The organism is Variovorax sp. J2P1-31 (assembly GCF_030317215.1).
GTDB lineage: Bacteria > Pseudomonadota > Gammaproteobacteria > Burkholderiales > Burkholderiaceae_C > Variovorax.
In genome coordinates, this window is sequence record NZ_JASZYA010000002.1 from 1096841 (window position 1) to 1111631 (window position 14791).

Consider the following 14791-nt stretch of genomic DNA (forward strand, 5'->3'; position numbering starts at 1 on the left):
CACGGAATTCAGGCTGGGAATGCTGTCCACTATGAGTGAAAGTTATATCGCTATGGAAAGCTGTCAGTGTACCCAGGCGGCTTTCGTTCCTAGACTCCCGCCTTCCCACGCAAGTGAAGCGTTTGTGTAGACAGAGGAAACATGGCACTGATTAACTACGTGACCGAGATCCGCTTCGGCGCCGGATCCCTGGTCGAGCTCCAAGAGGTTTGCGAGAAGCTGGGTATTACCAAACCTTTGATCGTGACCGACAAGGGCGTGCGCGCCGTCGGCATCGTCGAGCGCGTGACCGCGGCGCTGGGCCAGCCGGAGCCGGCGGTGTTCGACGGCACGCCCCCCAACCCGTCCGAGTCGGCGGTGCGCGCCGGCGTGGAAGCCCTTTTGCACGCCGATTGCAACGGCATCGTGGCCGTGGGCGGCGGCTCCTCGATCGACCTGGCCAAGGCCGTGGCCGTGGCCGCGCGCCACGACGGCCCGCTGCGCCAGTTCGCGCTGATCGAAGGCGGCGCGCTCAAGATCACGGCGGCCACGCTGCCCATCGTCGCGGTGCCGACCACCGCCGGCACCGGCAGCGAAGTCGGGCGCGGCGCGATCATCATCCTCGACGACGGGCGCAAGGTCGGCATCATCTCGCCGCATGTGATCCCCAAGGTCGCGATCTGCGATCCCGAGCTCACGCTGGCGCTGCCGGCCGGACTGACCGCGGCCACGGGCATGGACGCGATCGCGCACTGCATCGAGACCTTCCTGGCGCCGGCCTTCAATCCGCCCGCCGACGGCATTGCGCTCGATGGCCTGTGGCGTGCGTGGCGTCACATCGAAGTGGCCGTGAGCCAGCCCACCGACATCGACGCGCGGCTGAACATGATGAGCGCGTCGCTGCAGGGCGCACTGGCCTTCCAGAAGGGGCTGGGCTGCGTGCACAGCCTGAGCCATTCGCTGGGCGGCATCAATCCCCGGCTGCACCACGGCACGCTCAACGCGATCCTGCTGCCGGCGGTGATCCGCTTCAATCGCGGTGCCGAATCGGTGGTGCGCGAGGACAAGATCGCGCGCCTGTCGCAAGTGATGGGCCTGGCCGCATCGGTCTCGGTGGAAGAGGCGCTGGTCACCAAGTCGCGGGCGCTGAACCTGCCCACGGGCCTGTCGGAACTGGGCGTGACCGAGGACATGTTCGCGCAGATCGTGCAGGGCGCGCTGGCCGACCACAGCCACCGCACCAACCCGCGTGACGCCAGCGCCGCCGACTACGTCGAGATGCTGCGCCAGTCCATGTAAATCGGCCTCCCGCATCCCACGCCCCCATGCCCGCCCGCCGCGTTCGCTTCGCGGCGGCCGGCGGGCTTTTCTTCGACCGATGAACCGCATCGGCAGCAACAGCCAAACAATGAATTGACGGTGGAGACATGAGCAGCACCCCTCTCGACAACCTGGGCACGGCCGCCCACGACAAGGAAACCCTGGTCCCCGAGGCCGAGCGCCGGCGCGCGCTGCTCGGCAGCGCCGTGGGCAGCACCATCGAGTGGTACGACTACTTCCTCTACGGAACGATGTCGTCCATCATCTTCGCCAAGCAGTTCTTCCCCAGCGACAACGCGCTGGTGAGCCAGATGATGGCGCTCGCCACCTTCGCGCTGGCCTTCCTGATCCGCCCGATCGGCGGCGTGATCTTCTCGCACATCGGCGACCGCATCGGGCGCAAGAAGACGCTGGCGATGACGCTCTCGATGATGGGCGTGTCGACGGTGCTGATGGGGCTCCTGCCCAACTACGCGCAGATCGGCCTGCTGGCCCCCGTGCTGCTGACCCTGCTGCGCCTGATGCAGGGCCTGGCGCTGGGCGGCGAGTGGGGCGGCGGCGTGCTGCTGGCGGTGGAGTACTCGCCGCGCCACAAGCGCGGCTTCTATGGCGCCGTGCCGCAGACCGGTGCCGTGCTGGGGCTTGCGCTGGGCAACATCATCACCTCGCTGCTGAGCGCGAGCATGAGCGAGGAAGCCTTCCTGGCATGGGGCTGGCGCATCCCCTTCGTGGGCTCGATCGTGCTGGTGATGGTCGGCATGTGGATCCGCAACGCGGTGGGCGAGACGCCTTCGTTCAAGAAGATCCAGGCCACGCGCAGCAGCGCCCGCATTCCGCTCAAGGAGACGCTGCAGCACCACTGGCGCGAAGTGCTGATCGCCATCGGCGCCAAGGCCGTCGAGACCTCGACCTTCTTCCTCTACGCCACCTTCACCATCTCCTACATGATGGACCACGGCTTCGCGCGCTCGACGATCCTCAACATCGTGCTGGTGTGCGCGCTGCTCGCCTTTCCCTGCATGCTGTTCTTCGGCCACCTGTCGGACCGGATCGGCCGCAAGAAGGTGTTCATCGGCGGCAGCGTGGCCTTCCTGCTGTGGATCTTTCCGTACTTCTGGCTGCTGGACCAGAAGTCGGTGGGGGCCGCGGCGCTGGCGGTGGGCGTGGGCCTGGGCGTGATCTGGGCCAGCTACGGCGCCATGATCGGCACGCTGCTGGCCGAGGCCTTCCCGCCGGCCATCCGCTACACCGGCATGTCGCTGGGCTACCAGATCGGCGCCGCGCTGGTCGGCGGCCCGATGCCCCTGATCGCCACGGCGCTGATCGCCTACTTCAGCGGCAGCTACGTGCCGGTGGTGGTCTTCCTCGGTGCCTGCGCGCTGGTGTCCATCGTCGCGGTGGGCGTGGCCAAGGACCGCAGCGGCCTGCCGCTGGACGACTGATCTTTTTCCTTCCCCACCCCTGTTTCATCCAACGGAGTCCTGACATGCAAATCACCGGAGACATGCTGATCGGTCACGCCGCGGTGCGCGGCCTGGCCGGCGCGCAGCGCGCTTTCAACCCCGCGCTGAACGCCCCCATCGCCGAGCCGGAATTCGGCTTCGGCAGCCGCGAGGACGTGGACCGCGCCGCGACCCTGGCCGCGAACGCGTTCGACACCTACCGTGGCCTGCCGCTGGAACGGCGCGCGGCCTTCCTCGAGGCGATCGCCGACGAGATCATGGCGCTGGGCGATGCGCTGCTCGAGCGTGCCCATGCCGAAAGCGGCCTGCCGATCGCGCGGCTGACCGGTGAGCGCGGCCGCACCACGGGCCAGCTGCGCCTGTTCGCGCAGGTGGTCCGCGACGGCCATTTCCTGGGCGCCGTCATCGACCCTGCGCAGCCCCAGCGCCAGCCGCTGCCGCGCGCCGACCTGCGCCTGGCCAAGATCCCGCTCGGGCCGGTGGCGGTGTTCGGCGCGAGCAACTTCCCGCTGGCCTTCTCGGTGGCGGGTGGCGACACGGCCTCGGCGCTGGCCGCGGGCGCGCCGGTGATCGTCAAGGCGCACAGCGCGCACCTGGGCACCTCCGAAATGGTGGGGCGCGCGATCCAGAAGGCCGCGCGGCAGCAGGGCATGCCCGAGGGCGTGTTCTCGCTGCTGATCGGCGCCGGCCGCGAGATCGGCGAGGCGCTGGTCGCGCATCCCGAGATCAAGGCGGTGGGCTTCACCGGCTCGCGCCAGGGCGGGCTCGCGCTGGTGCGCACGGCCAACAGCCGCCACGAGCCGATCCCGGTCTATGCGGAGATGAGCAGCATCAACCCGGTCTTCGTGCTGCCGCATGCGCTCGCGTCGCGCACGCAGGCGCTGGCCCAGGGCTTCGTCGATTCGCTGGCACTGGGCGCGGGCCAGTTCTGCACCAACCCCGGCCTGGTGCTCGCCATCGACGGCCCGGACCTGGCGCGCTTCGTGGAGGCCGCGGCCGCAGCCCTGGGTGCGAAGCCCGCACAGACGATGCTGACCGCCGGCATCCACGCGGCCTACGAAAGCGCGCGCGCGCAGGTGCAGGCCGAAGCGGGTGCACCCGTGGGCCTGGGCGCCGGGGCGGGCGACCAGGCCCATGCCGCGCAGGCCGCGCTCTACGTGACCGACGCGCAGCAGCTGCTGCAGAGCGAGGCGCTGCAGTCGGAGATGTTCGGGCCCGCGTCCGTGATCGTGAAGGCGCGCAGCCTCGACGAGCTGGTGCAGGTGGCCAAGCGGCTGGAAGGCCAGCTCACCGCGACCCTGCTGCTGGACGAAGCGGACCATGACGCGGCCCGCGCGCTGTTGCCGGTGCTCGAGCGCAAATGCGGACGCATCCTGGCCAACGGCTTCCCGACCGGCGTCGAGGTGTGCCATGCGATGGTGCACGGCGGCCCGTTCCCGGCGACCTCGAACGCCATGTACACCTCGGTGGGTGCCAGCGCGATCGACCGCTTCCTGCGTCCGGTCTGCTACCAGGACCTCCCGGATGCGCTGCGTCCCGAGGCGGTGCAAAGCGCCAATCCGCTCCAGCTCTGGCGCCTGGTCGACGGCGCGCCGAGCCAGGCGGCCGCGGGCTGAGGCCCTGCGGCCGGTGCGGCGTGAGGATCGCCGCGCCCGCGGCGGTCCCGTGCGGCTTCAGCCGCGGCGCGTGGGCGCAAGCGAACGCAGGTGGCCGATGAAGGCGGCGCTCACGCCATCCAGCGGCGCGCGGGATTTCTCCAGCTTCGCGCCCAGCACCGCGCCTTCCCACGCATACCAGAACAGCTTCGCGAGCGCGGCGGCGTCGGCCTCGGGCGCCAGTTCGCCGGCCTTCTTGGCCTCTTCGAGACAGGCCTCGATGCGTGTCTGCCAGCCGACCAGCGCGCGCAGCAGGGCGGTGCGGAAGGTCTCGTCCAGCGCGCCCAGTTCCTGGCCCAGGTTGCCGACCAGGCAGCCCCGCCGGAAGGCGAAGCGCTCCATGCCGGCGGTGGCTTCGTCGGCGAAGGCCTTGATGCGGTCGATGGGACCGAGCGCCTCGTTGCCCAGGCAGCGGTCGAGCTTCTTGTTGAAGTATTCGGCGTAGCTCTGGATGACCGTGAGCGTGTAGGCGTCCTTGTTGCCGAAGTAATAGGCGAAGGAGCCCTTGGGCACGCCGGCCTGCGCCACGAGTTCGTCGATCGGCGTGTTGTGAAAGCCCTTCTCGGTGAAGACGGCGACACCGATCCGCACCAGCATCTCTTTCTTGGCCGAATCGCGTTTGGGAGGGGATGCTTGCATGGAGGCCTCGGGAAGTGCGGGGCCGCGGCAGGCAAGGGCCTGTCGCGGGAAAGTCCGGCTTGACTTTAGAGGTCGGTAGCCGACTAGTCAACTATTGAGAATTCCGGCGCTTCTCGGTGCAAACCCTGCTTCTGCAGTTTTGTGTTGACGGGCGTCGATGCGGATCCTATAACTAGACGACTGGTCAACTAGTGAAGCGGGCAAAGCATCCGCTTCGTCAGGCCAGCCACCCAAAACTGGAGACATCGCATGCATCACCCGGGGGTCGAAATCCCGCTCGTTCAGGCGGAGCCCGCCATCGGCGGCACATTGGTTCAGAAACTCAGCAGGCTCTGCGTGCGGCTGGTCGAGCGCGTGATGCCCGACCCGTTCGTCATCGCGGTGCTGCTCACCGCCTTCACCTGCGCGCTGGCGTTCGCGATCGCGCCCAAGGGCGGGGTCGACACCGTCCTGGGCGGCTGGTACGACGGCGTCTTCAAGATCGCCAGCTTCGCCTTCCTGGTCGCCCTGACGCTGGTGACCGGCCATGCCCTCTCGACCTCGAAGCCGGTGGCGCGCCTGCTCACCCGGACGGCGTCCTTCGCGACCACGCCCACCGGCGCGATGACGCTCACCTTCTTCGTCTCGATGGTCGGCGGGCTGCTGAACTGGGCCGTGGGCCTGGTGATCTCGGCGCTGTTCGCGCGGGAAGTCGCCAAGCGGGTGCGGGTCGACTTCGCCTGGCTGGTCGCGGCGGCATATGCCGGCTGGTCCTTCTATGTCTGCGGCATCTCGAGCTCGATCGCGCTGGTGAGCGCCAGCGCCGGTTCGCCGATGAACATCATCGAACAGCACACCGGGCAGATCCTGCCCATGAAGGCCTTCCTGCTGTCGCCGCTGAACTACGTGCCGCTGATCGTGCTGGGCCTCGCGCTGCCGGTGATCTTCCGGCTGATGATGCCGAGCGCGAAGGACATGGTCGCGGCCGATCCGGCGAAGCTGATGCGCGAGGACACGGTGCAGGTCGAGCCCGCGGCCCCCCGGACCATCGCCGGCTGGCTCGACCATGCCTGGCTGATCAACCTGACGATCGTGGGGGTCGGCGGCGCCTACATCGCGACCAAGGTGCTGGCCGGCACCTTCAAGCTGGACCTCAACATGCTGGTGCTGATCTTCCTGCTGCTGGGCATGCTGCTGCACTGGAAGCCCAAGGCCTACCTCGGCGCGGTCAACAACGCCGCGCGCATCGCGGGCCCGATCCTGATCCAGTTCCCGCTCTACGGCGGCATCATGGGGATCATGTCGGCCACCGGCCTGGCCGACGTGATGTCGCAGGCCTTCGTGCACCACGCGTCGCCGCAGACCCTGCCGTTCTGGACCTTCGTCTCTTCGCTGATCATCAGCGTCTTCGTGCCCAGCGCCGGCGGCCACTGGGTGGTCCAGGCGCCGGTCGCCGTGCCCGCCGCGGTGCAGCTGGGCGTGCCGCAGGCCTCGATCGCGATCGCGGTCGCGCTGGGCGAAGGCGCCGCCGACATGATCCAGCCCATGTGGGTGATCCCGCTGCTCGCCATCGCCGGCGTCGGCATGGGGCGCGTCATGGGCTTCACGCTGATCATCTTCTTCGCCATGGTCACCGTGATGGGCGGGATGCTGCTCCTGTATCCCCACGTCTGAGCTTCGCCCGGCGAAGGCCGGGCACCACTTCTCCCCGAAAAAAAGGAAATCCCCATGTCCAATGCATCGTTCAAAGCCCTCGTCCTGCGCGAGGAGGGCAAGGCGACCCGCGCCGAGGTCGAAGACCTGGACTTCGCCGCGCTGCCGGCGCTCGACACGCTGGTGAAGATCGACTTCTCCACGCTCAACTACAAGGACGCGCTGGCCGTCACCGGCCAGGGCAAGATCGTGCGCACCTGGCCGCTGGTCCCCGGCATCGACTTCGCCGGCACGGTCGTCGAGTCGGCCAACCCGGCCTTGCCGGCGGGCACGGAGGTCGTGCTCACGGGCTGGAGCGTGGGCGAGAAGTACTGGGGCGGCTACAGCCAGTACCAGCGCGTGCGCAGCGAGTGGCTGGTGCCCCTGCCGCGGGGCATCACGACCCGGCAGGCGATGATGATCGGCACGGCCGGTTTCACCGCGATGCTGTGCATCGATGCGCTCGAGGCCGCGGGCGTGACGCCGGCCTCGGGGCCGGTGCTGGTGACCGGCGCGGCCGGCGGCGTCGGCAGCGTGGCCACGGCCATCCTCAGCCGGCTGGGCTACACGGTGACGGCGCTCACCGGCAACCCGGCCAAGGAAGACTACGTGAAGGGCCTGGGCGCGGCGGCGATCGCCAACGGCCCGGAGTGGGCCGAGCAGCCGCGCGCGCTGGAAACCCAGCGCTGGTCGGCGGCCATCGACACGGTGGGCTCGAAGGTGCTCGCGCGCGTGCTGGCGGAAATGAACTACGGCGGCGTGGTCGCGGCCTGCGGGCTGGCCGGCGGCGGCGACCTGCCCACCAGCGTCATGCCCTTCATCCTGCGCGGGGTGAAGCTGATCGGCGTCGATTCGGTGATGCTGCCGAGCCCGGCCCGGCTCGCCGCGTGGGCGCGCATCGTCGAGGTGCTGCCGATGGACGTGCTGGAGACGATCACCGGCAGGACCGTGCCGCTGGGCGCGGTGAAGGAGGCCGCGACGGACATGCTGAGCGGCCGGCTCCGCGGCCGTGTGCTCGTGGACGTGGGCTGAGCCGCGCCGCCATGATGGCGCTTGAACACCCGGAGGGCTCAACCATGTCACACCGTCTTCTCACCCTGTCGCTGGAACGCGCCGTGCGCGCGAACGGCGAGCGCACGGCGCTCAGCGGCGAAGGCGTGGCGCTCAGCTACGGCCAGCTGTGGGCGCGCGCCTGCGCGGTCGCCGAGCGGCTTCAGGCCGCGGGCGTCGCCGCGGACGACACCGTGATGGTGAAGTCGTCGAACCACCCGCTGGACTTCGCCTGCCTGCTGGGCGTCTGGATGGCCTCGGCCGTGGCCGTGCCGGTCCATCGCAGCTCGCCCGCGGGCGTGGTCGATGCGATCCAGGCCAAGGCCCGGTGCCGTTTCCATGCCGACCTGCTCGAAGACGGCGCGCTCGAGGCGTGCATCCGGCCGATGGTCGTGCCGGCACCGCACGAGGCCGCCGACCGCGCGCTGCTCGCGGGCGCGGCGCTGGTCATCTTCACCTCGGGTTCCACCGGCCTGCCCAAAGGCGTGGTGCTGAGCCACGAGGCCTTCGCCGGCAAGCTCGAACAGAACCAGCGCCTGCTGGGGCTGGGCGCCGACGACGTCACGCTGCTGGTGCTGAACAACACCTTCAGCTTCGGCATCTGGATGGCGCTGCTCACGCTGATGCAGGGCGGCCAGGTCGTGACCTGCGCGCGCTTCAGCCCGCCGCTGTTCGTCGACCTGCTGGTCGACGAGGGCGTGACGCGCGTGGGCGTGGTGCCGACCATGGTGCGCGCCACCTTCGGCGCGATGTCGCCGGCCGAACTCGACGCCGCGGCGGCACGCATCCGCGCCGCGGCCCGCCTGCGCGACGTGGTGATCGGCGGCGAGCCGCTGGGGCCGGAGCTGTCGGCCCGGCTGAGGGCCTTCATCGCGCCCGCGGGCCTCTACGACATCTACGGCCTGACCGAAACCTCGACCAGCGACTTCGTGCTCGCGCCGCGCGACTACCCCGGCCATCCGGCCACCATCGGCCGGCCGGCACCGGGCGTGCGCTGCCGCATCGTGAACGACGCGGGCGCGGCATGCGCCGACGGCGCTGCGGGCGAGCTGCAGCTGCAGACGCCCTACATCATGGCCGGCTACCTGGGCGATCCGGAACTGAGCCGGGCCGCCTTCGCCGACGGCTGGTTCCGCACCGGCGACCTCGCGGCCCGCGACGCCGTGGGCTTCGTCAGCATCGTGGGACGGCTCAAGGAACTCATCGTGCGCGGCGGCAACAAGATCACGCCGATCGAGGTCGAGCGCGCGCTGTGCGCCTGCGCCGGGGTCGGTGCCGCGCTGGTCGCGGGCGTTCCCGATCCGGTGCTCGGGCAACGCATCCATGCGCTGCTGGTCGCGGAAGCCGGCGCGACGATCGATGCGTCGGCGCTGCGGGCCGAGCTGGCGGACAGGCTCGAGAAGTACAAGCATCCCGACGTCTGCTATGTCGGCACCGAGCTGCCCACCGGCCGCACCGGCAAGATCGACCGCGGCCAACTGCAATCGCTGCTGCGCACCGACAGCCTGCCGCCCCTGGCGGCCTGGTCGCGCTGATCGCGCTGATCGCGCGGCACCCTTCACCCACCTGGAGTCACCCCATGCAAGAAACAAGCGCCTACCAGACGATCCGCTTCGAGGTCGCCGACGGCGTGGCCCACATCCAGCTGTTCAGGCCCGAGCGGCTGAACGCGCTGTCCAAGACGATGCTGCTCGAGATCGACGCCGCGATGAACAGCGCGGAGGCGCAGCCCGAGGTGCGCGCCATCGTGCTCAGCGGCGCCGGCAAGGGCTTCTCGTCGGGCTTCGACCTCAAGGACCAGATGGCCCGCAACCCCAAGGGTTCGCAGGTCTGGCGCGAGATCCTGGACCTCGACTTCCACACCACGATGCGCTTCTGGCGCAGCCCCAAGCCGACCATCGCCGCGGTGCACGGGCCCTGCGTCGCGGGCGCCTTCGAGATGGCGCTGGCCTGCGACATCACCATCGCCGCCGAGGACGCCACCTTCGGCGAGCCCGAACTGCGCTTCGGCGCCGGCATCGTGACCATGCTGCTGCCCTGGATCACCTCGCCCAAGCACGCCAAGCGCATCATCCTGAGCGGCCAGGACAAGGTCGGCGCGGCGCTGGCCATGCAGATGGGACTGGTCAGCGAGGTGGTGCCGGTGGGCCAGCAGCTCGAGACGGCAATGAAGGTCGCGCGCAACATCGCGAAGATGGACCCCGAGCTCGTGCAGCAGACGAAGAAGGCGATCCAGCGCACCTATGACATCCAGGGCCTGGAATCGGCGCTGGCCACCGCGCTGGACATCGACCATTCGATCGAGTCGCATGGCTCGCCGGACAAGGTGACCTTCATGGACATCGCGCGCGACAAGGGCCTGCAGGCCGCGCTCGCCTGGCGCGCCCAGCGCTTCGAGGCCGAGTGAAGGGGCTCGGGCGCTGGCCGGTGGCCACCATCGTGGTGGCGCAGCTGTTCGGCACTTCGCTGTGGTTCAGCCCGAACAGCGCGGCCGACGACCTGATGCGCGCCTGGTCGCTCACGCCGGCCGCCTTCGGCCAGCTCACCAGCGCGGTGCAGATCGGCTTCATCGCCGGCACCCTGCTGCTCGCGATGTCGGGCCTGGCCGACCGCTTCTCCGCGAGCCGGATCTTCGCCGTCTCCAGCGTGCTCGGCGCGGCCCTGAACGCGGCCTTCGCGCTGGTGCCGGTGGGCTTCGGCCAGGGCCTGGCGCTGCGGATGGCCGTGGGCGTGTGCCTGGCGGGCATCTATCCGCTGGGCATGAAGATGGTGATCACCTGGAGCCGTGGCAACGCCGGCGCCACGCTGGGGCTGCTGGTGGCCATGCTGACGCTCGGCACCGCGCTGCCGCACGCGATCCGCGCGGCCGGGGGCGACCTGTCGTGGCAGGGCGTGATCCTGAGCTCCTCCTTCCTGGCGCTGGCCGGCGCGGCCGCGGTCTTCCTGCTCGGCGACGGGCCCTACCTGAATGCGAAGCTGCCGTCCGGCCCGCGCGCGGCGCGCTGGGGCGAAGCGCTCGCGGTCTTCAAGGACCGCGCCTTCCGCGCCAGCGCGTTCGGCTATTTCGGACACATGTGGGAGCTGTATGCCTTCTGGACCGTGGTGCCTTTCCTGGTCATGCGCGCGGTCGAACGTTCCGGGGTCTCGGCCGCGTTCCAGCCGCGCCTGGTGTCCCTGCTGTCGTTCGCGGTCATCGCGGTCGGCGCGCTCGGCTGCATCCTGGCCGGCAGCCTGAGCCGGCGCTTCGGCAGCCCGCGGGTCGCGGCCGCCGCCCTGGCGGCTTCGGGCGCGATGTGCCTGCTCTATCCCTTCGCCAGCCGGGCCGGCCTGGCCCTCTGCGTGCTGGCACTGCTGGTGTGGGGCTTTGCGGTGATTGCAGACTCGGCGCAGTTCTCCGCGATCGCCGCCAGCGCCTGCCCGCCGCATGCGGTCGGCAGCGCCCTGGCGATCCAGAACAGCGTGGGCTTCTTCGTCACCGTGCTGTCGATCACGCTCGTGACCTCGAACCTCCACCGCATGGGCGACGCCGTGGCATGGCTGCTGCTGCCTGGGCCGGTGCTGGGCCTTCTCTTCTTCAGGCCTTTGCTGCGGTCGCGGCGATGAGCCGGGCGGGCCGCGCTGGCGGCCGCCCGAACGGTCCCTGCGGCGCGGCACATGCTGGCCTTTTGGGCGGACATGATGAATACTTTGGTTTAAACCAAGGGGCGATCATGCACACGCACTGCTTCCAACGCACGGCCGTCCTGATGGTGTGGGCCGTGGCCTGCCTACCGGTCCAGGTCCTGGCGGCCAATGCGGAAGGGGAGGCGAAGAAGAGCGGCGGCTACATGGAGGTCTTCATCAAGGCCGCCCTGCAGCAGATCGCCAAGCAGGTCGCGGGCGGCTCGGTGCACTACCTGCGCCTGAAGTCCTGCCAGGACCCGGTGTACCGCCAAGGCGTGATCCGGCGCGTGGTCGACGTGGTGGGGCCGAAGCTGCACGCCAAGGACCCGGACGCCCTCGCGTTGACGGTCGAGCGCAACACGGTCGAGGCGCTCCAATGCAGCGCGTTTTCCGCGGCCGAACTGCGCGCACCCGCGGCGCCGCCATCGGAGCCGCTGCGGCCGCCGCCGCCGCCCGCGCCGCCGTCCGCATCGGCACCGCCGGCGGCACGCGCGATGGCGCCGACCGACTGGATCGATGCAGCCCTCAACGGTGCCCTCAGCGGCGACCTGGAAGCCGCCGAGCGCGCCGTGCTTCGCCTGGAAGCGCTGCCCAAGCCGGTCCGTCCCATGGACCGCGGCTGGTCGCGCACGCTCAACGAGCAGGGGCTGGCCAGGTTCCGGGCCAACCGGCTCGACGAAGCCTCGGAACTGTTCCGCCAGGCCGCGGAGGCCGACGGCGGGAACGAGGAGGCGGTCAACAACTTCGGCTATGCCCTGCTGCTGCGCGGCCAGCTCGCCGAGGGCGCGCAGAAACTCGTCACGACGCTCACCCTCGCGCCCCGGCGTGCCAGTGCCTGGATCAACCTGGGCTATTTTTTCGGCCAGACCGGGCAGGAAGACGGTGCGATGGCCGCCAACATCCTGAGCTACCGCTATTCGCGCGCGCCGAACGTCGCCCTGGCTTCCCTGGTGCGCAGCGCGCAGGACCCGGGCCTGACACCGGCTTCGCGCAACGCCAGCCGGCGGGCGGTGGAGCGCATCACCGGGCGGCCGCTCGAGGCGGCTCGCTGACGCCGGGCCCGGCTCAGCCCGGGCTCGACCCGCTGGCCGGCGCCAGCGGCAGCGCCACGGCCGTCGTGGCGGCAGGCTCGGGCAGCCAATGCACGAACACCTCGGCCGCCAGCCGCAGCAGTTCGAAGTCCTCGTCGTCGAGCGCGAGCGCGGCCGTGTCGAAGTGGCAGAGGGTGCCGAGCACCTGGCCCTGCATCGAGACCAGCGGCACCGCGTGGTACGAGTTCAGCACGCCCTGGTAGACGTTGCCGTCCAGCCGCGTGTCGAGGGCGGAGTTCTCGGTCCGGAACTGCCCGTCGCGGATCGCGAACTGGCAGAAGCTCTGGTTGTAGGCCACCGATTGCAGCATCGACGGCAGCGCTTCCCCGCGCTTGTCGAAGAAGCCGATGTTCACCAGCCGCTGCGCAGCCGTCATCGCGTAGACCGCGCTGTAGCGATGGCCCAGCGGCCGGTTGAGCACGCCCAGCGCCGCATGGAGCCCCTGGGTCCTCAGTGCGCCGCAGACCTGCGCGAAGGCTTCGGTCATGCGCGCCGTCGGGCTGGCGCCGATCCGGCTCGGCGGGACTTCGACCTCGACCGGCGCGTCGGGGATGCCGCGGCAGACCTCGTCGGCATTGAGCACGGCGAGCGCGTAGGTCGCGAAGGTGCCGCAGCTCTCCGCCAGGCCCAGCCCGTCGGGGCTGTGCAGCGCCCATCGCCAGCGGCCGGTGGCATCGAGGGAAACGGCTACGCGCATGGTGATGTCATCGGGATGCCTTCTCGTCGGGCGTGGACCTCGCCACGAACTCGTCGAGGCTGGCGCCCGTCGGCCCCAGCACCCTGGCGTTGGCAACCCCGCGCCGCAAGGCCTGGATCGCGTGCTCGGCCTGGACGCGTTCGCTGTAGCTGCCGACGCTCCTGGAAATCGCCGTGCCCTCCGCGTTGCGGAGCTCCCATGACCAACGGTTTCGCTGCTCGGGAATGATCACGAATTTCATAAGGCCTCCAGGCATGGCCCGCGTCGCGAGAACGCGGCGCCGGAAGAGCGCCTCGGTGGACCACGGGGACGAGGATACTCGCGTCGTCCACGGTGCGGGGACTTCCGTGTCCTACCAGCAGCGCCGGCCCGACGCCAGCGCCGGCACCGCGAGGTGGGCCGCGACGGTCTGGCCCAGGTCGGCGAAGCTGTCCCGCTGCCCGAGGTCCAGGGTCCGCGGCACGCCGGCGCCGCAGAAGATCAGCGGCACCTGCTCGCGCGTATGGTCGCTGCCGGGCCAGGTCGGGTCGCAGCCGTGGTCGGCCGTCAGGGCCAGCAGGTCGTCGGGCTGCAGCCTTGCCAGCAGCCGCGGCAGGAAGGCATCGAAGGCCTCGAGCGCATCGGCGTAGCCGGCCACGTCGCGCCGGTGGCCGTAGAGCATGTCGAAGTCCACCAGATTGGTGAACACCAGCCCGCCCTCGGCGCAGGCCTCGAGCGCCTCCAGCGTCGCCTCGCACAGCGCGGCGTTGCCGTCGGCCGGGTGGTGGTGCGTGACGCCGCGGCCGGCGAAGATGTCGCGGATCTTGCCGACGCCATGCACCTCGCGGCCGGCCGCCGCCAACCCGTCGAGCAGCGTCGGGCCGGGCGGCGGCGTGGTGTAGTCGTGGCGTCCGCCCGTGCGGCGGTAATGGCCCGAGGCGCCGTCGAAAGGACGCGCGATCACGCGGGCGATGCCGAGCTCGTCGAACAGCGGCTTGGCGATCTCGCAGATCCGGTAGAGGCGCTCGCGCCCGAAGTGCTGTTCGTGGGCCGCGACCTGGAACACGCTGTCGCTGCTCGTGTAGCAGATCGGCAGGCCGGTGGCGACGTGCGCATCGCCGAAGGCCGCGAGCACCTCGGTGCCGCTCGCATGCCCGTTGCAGAGGCTGCCCTCGAGGCCGCAGGCCCGGTACCAGCGCAGCATCAGGTCGGCCGGGAACACCGGGGCTCCGGCTTCGGCCGGCGCCGGGAAATAGCCCCAGTCGAATTCGACCGGGCAGCCCATGAGCTCCCAGTGGCCGCTGGGCGTGTCCTTGCCGCGGCTGCGTTCGCAGGCGGCACCGAAGGCGCCGTCGGGGGACGGGTGCACGGCCAGGCCGGCCGGCCACTGCCCGCTCGCGGCGTGGGCGGCCTGCGGAAAGCCGAGCCTCGACAAGGTCGGCAGCCGCAGCGGCCGGCCGGCGTCGGCGCACCACCGCGCGATGTGGCCCAGCGTGTTCGCGCCGCTGTCGCCGAAGTCCGGCGCGTCCGGCGTGGCGCCCAGGCCCAGCGAATCGAGCACGATCACCAATGCGCGTGCCATGG

At 70.3% G+C, this 14791-nt stretch carries 13 protein-coding genes; 9 read left to right on the forward strand and 4 right to left on the reverse strand.

All coding sequences use genetic code 11. From position 1 onward, the window contains the following. Positions 1 to 141: 141 nt before the first annotated feature. From gbd to QTI20_RS16230, 3 genes are all read left to right on the forward strand, one after another. Positions 142 to 1278, forward strand: a complete 1137-nt coding sequence (gene gbd / locus QTI20_RS16220) for a 4-hydroxybutyrate dehydrogenase (RefSeq protein WP_286552357.1) — start codon at positions 142 to 144, stop codon at positions 1276 to 1278. Between the two features lie 128 nt (positions 1279 to 1406). Then, positions 1407 to 2741, forward strand: coding sequence for an MFS transporter (locus QTI20_RS16225; RefSeq protein WP_286552359.1), 1335 nt, complete (start codon positions 1407 to 1409; stop codon positions 2739 to 2741). A 44-nt stretch (positions 2742 to 2785) separates the two neighbouring features. After that, positions 2786 to 4378, forward strand: a complete 1593-nt coding sequence (locus tag QTI20_RS16230) for an aldehyde dehydrogenase (NADP(+)) (RefSeq protein WP_286552360.1) — start codon at positions 2786 to 2788, stop codon at positions 4376 to 4378. A gap of 57 nt (positions 4379 to 4435) precedes the next feature. On the opposite strand, the gene QTI20_RS16235 is transcribed toward QTI20_RS16230, so the two are convergent. Next, positions 4436 to 5056, reverse strand: a complete 621-nt coding sequence (locus tag QTI20_RS16235; RefSeq protein WP_286552361.1) for a TetR/AcrR family transcriptional regulator — start codon at positions 5054 to 5056, stop codon at positions 4436 to 4438. Positions 5057 to 5305: 249 nt separating this feature from the next. On the opposite strand from QTI20_RS16235, the gene QTI20_RS16240 reads away from it, so the two are divergent. From QTI20_RS16240 to QTI20_RS16265, 6 genes are all read left to right on the forward strand, one after another. Continuing rightward, positions 5306 to 6709 carry a TIGR00366 family protein gene (locus QTI20_RS16240; protein WP_286552363.1) on the forward strand — a complete coding sequence of 468 codons (1404 nt, stop codon included), beginning with the start codon at positions 5306 to 5308 and terminating at the stop codon, positions 6707 to 6709. 54 nt (positions 6710 to 6763) lie between these two features. Continuing rightward, positions 6764 to 7759 carry an MDR family oxidoreductase gene (locus QTI20_RS16245; protein ID WP_286552365.1) on the forward strand — a complete coding sequence of 332 codons (996 nt, stop codon included), beginning with the start codon at positions 6764 to 6766 and terminating at the stop codon, positions 7757 to 7759. Positions 7760 to 7803: 44 nt separating this feature from the next. Beyond that, positions 7804 to 9312: a class I adenylate-forming enzyme family protein gene (locus tag QTI20_RS16250; RefSeq protein WP_286552367.1), complete on the forward strand. Its 1509-nt coding sequence runs from the start codon at positions 7804 to 7806 to the stop codon at positions 9310 to 9312. A gap of 44 nt (positions 9313 to 9356) precedes the next feature. Then, positions 9357 to 10184 (forward strand): enoyl-CoA hydratase/isomerase family protein, encoded by an 828-nt coding sequence (locus QTI20_RS16255; protein ID WP_286552369.1) that lies wholly within the window; start codon positions 9357 to 9359, stop codon positions 10182 to 10184. Then, positions 10181 to 11380: an MFS transporter gene (locus tag QTI20_RS16260; RefSeq protein ID WP_286552371.1), complete on the forward strand. Its 1200-nt coding sequence runs from the start codon at positions 10181 to 10183 to the stop codon at positions 11378 to 11380. The genes QTI20_RS16255 and QTI20_RS16260 overlap by 4 nt, the downstream gene beginning before the upstream one ends. Before the next feature lie 107 nt (positions 11381 to 11487). Then, positions 11488 to 12492: a tetratricopeptide repeat protein gene (locus QTI20_RS16265; RefSeq protein ID WP_286552372.1), complete on the forward strand. Its 1005-nt coding sequence runs from the start codon at positions 11488 to 11490 to the stop codon at positions 12490 to 12492. A 13-nt stretch (positions 12493 to 12505) separates the two neighbouring features. Here the strand turns inward: QTI20_RS16265 and QTI20_RS16270 are convergent, their stop codons facing one another. The 3 genes from QTI20_RS16270 to QTI20_RS16280 all read right to left on the reverse strand — a co-directional run bounded on the left by QTI20_RS16270 (position 12506) and on the right by QTI20_RS16280 (position 14789). Next, positions 12506 to 13228: a hypothetical protein gene (locus QTI20_RS16270; protein WP_286552374.1), complete on the reverse strand. Its 723-nt coding sequence runs from the start codon at positions 13226 to 13228 to the stop codon at positions 12506 to 12508. Positions 13229 to 13235: 7 nt separating this feature from the next. Next, positions 13236 to 13469 (reverse strand): YegP family protein, encoded by a 234-nt coding sequence (locus tag QTI20_RS16275; RefSeq protein WP_286552375.1) that lies wholly within the window; start codon positions 13467 to 13469, stop codon positions 13236 to 13238. A 111-nt stretch (positions 13470 to 13580) separates the two neighbouring features. Continuing rightward, a complete protein-coding gene (locus QTI20_RS16280; RefSeq protein ID WP_286552379.1) occupies positions 13581 to 14789 on the reverse strand; it encodes a phosphopentomutase in 1209 nt (402 codons plus the stop codon). Between the last annotated feature and the right edge of the window lie 2 nt (positions 14790 to 14791).